Below are 2,074 nucleotides of genomic sequence, written 5' to 3' on the forward strand. Positions count from 1 at the left end.
ATGCAGGATCCGCACTTATGCTCAATCGTCTGGTCGCTCTCCCCGCAGGAAGCGGCGCGCGTGCAATCAATGCCGGAAGCGCTATTTAATCAGCAACTGTCGGTGGCGTTTGATATGCGCCTTGGCTTGTGTCAGGTCGAGAGCGAACGCAAAACCTTCCCGCTGACGGCACGTTATGCGCGTAACTTTGCTGCGCACCGTTTAGCGCTGGTCGGCGATGCCGCCCACACTATCCATCCGCTGGCCGGGCAGGGCGTGAATCTTGGTTTTATGGATGCAGCCGAATTAATTGGTGAAATTCGCCGCCTGCATCAGGAAGGCAAAGACATTGGTCAGCATCTCTATTTGCGTCGCTATGAACGCAGCCGCAAGCACAGCGCTGCGATGATGCTGGCGGGGATGCAAGGCTTCCGCGAACTGTTTGCCGGCACCCATCCGGCGAAAAAGCTACTGCGTGATGTTGGCCTGAAGCTCGCCGATACTTTGCCAGGCGTCAAACCGCTGATGCTGAAACAGGCGATGGGGCTTAACGACCTACCCAGCTGGATACGCTAATCACCTAAGCAAAAAATCCCAGGTGCGGATCAATGTGCACCCCCGCCCAATATCCGTAGGGTCGCCATTCATGGCGACCTTTCAACAAACACCCATCACGCCCAAATCAACCCCATTTTCTTTGCTGCACCGCAATGATGCAGCGCTGCACCGCAATCGCACCTCGTTTGATTTATTCTAATTTTACCCCTCAATTCGCATTAGTTTAATTCATGCTATAGCCCTGCGCATGCCGGAGCATTTCTTAATCCTGTGGCGTCTATTCCCTCAATTTGCTGCACGAAAGTAATTTAGTCGTATTTTGTGCGAGGTTAATCACAATAATGCAGTGATTTATGCTGGTGGCTGTTCGGTGGCTCATTGAATGGTGGTAGTGTTTCGCCCTCGTTTTCCTCATGGTTAATTGCCGCATTAGGTGATAACTTCAGCATAAAGAGAACGTTTGCGTCAGCCTGCTAAGGCGACGCAGGCGCGTCACACTCACTTGTATTCACAGGATGGTTATGACTCAGCAAACGCCTCTATTCGAACAGCATCAGGCAAGCGGTGCGCGCATGGTGGACTTCCACGGTTGGATGATGCCGCTACATTACGGCTCGCAAATGGATGAGCATCACGCGGTGCGTAACGATGCCGGCATGTTTGATGTTTCCCACATGACCATTGTCGATCTGCGCGGCGCACGTACCCGCGAATTCCTGCGTTATCTGCTGGCGAACGATGTCGCCAAGCTGACCCAACCGGGCAAAGCCCTGTATACCGGCATGTTGAATGCCTCCGCTGGCGTCATTGATGATTTGATTGTTTACTTTATGAGCGAAGATTTCTTCCGTCTGGTGGTGAACTCCGCCACGCGTGAGAAAGATTTGGCTTGGATTAAACAGCATGCTCAGCCGTTTGGCGTGGAGCTGACCGAGCGTGACGATCTGGCGCTGATAGCGGTGCAAGGTCCAAACGCGCAGCAGAAAGCACAAACGCTGTTTAGCGCCGCTCAGCGTGATGCCGTTGCCGGCATGAAACCCTTCTTTGGCGTGCAGGCAGAAAACCTGTTTATCGCTACCACCGGTTATACCGGCGAAGCGGGTTATGAGATTGCCATGCCTGCGAATGAGGCCGCCGCTTTCTGGCAGCAGCTGTTGGCCGCAGGCGTTAAACCGGCAGGACTCGGTGCGCGTGACACGCTGCGTCTGGAAGCGGGTATGAACCTGTATGGTCAGGAGATGGATGAAGGCGTTTCGCCGCTCGCCGCCAATATGGGCTGGACCATCAGCTGGGAACCTGCCGATCGCGATTTCATTGGTCGTGATGCCCTGCAAGCTCAGCGCGAGCACGGCACCGAAAAGCTGGTTGGCCTGGTGATGACCGAAAAAGGGGTGCTGCGTAACGGGTTAACGGTGCGCTTCACCGATCAACAAGGTCAGCCGCAGCAAGGTATTATTACCAGTGGATCCTTCTCACCAACCTTGGGTTACAGCATCGCGCTGGCGCGTGTGCCAGCCGGAATTGGTGAGCAGGCGAT

General features: G+C 54.5%; 2 protein-coding genes. Both read left to right on the forward strand.

Translation table 11 applies throughout. The features are described 5' to 3' along the window. Nucleotides 1-555, forward strand: a 555-nt coding sequence (locus RTY00_RS24140; RefSeq protein WP_312666655.1) for an FAD-dependent monooxygenase, incomplete at its 5' end; no start/stop codon positions are given. A gap of 503 nt (nucleotides 556-1,058) precedes the next feature. Beyond that, the coding region (gcvT, locus tag RTY00_RS24145; protein WP_312666656.1) for a glycine cleavage system aminomethyltransferase GcvT at nucleotides 1,059-2,074 on the forward strand (1,016 nt) is incomplete at its 3' end.

Origin of the sequence: Pantoea sp. CTOTU49201 (genome assembly GCF_032054795.1) — a bacterium.
Classification (GTDB): domain Bacteria; phylum Pseudomonadota; class Gammaproteobacteria; order Enterobacterales; family Enterobacteriaceae; genus Pantoea; species Pantoea symbiotica.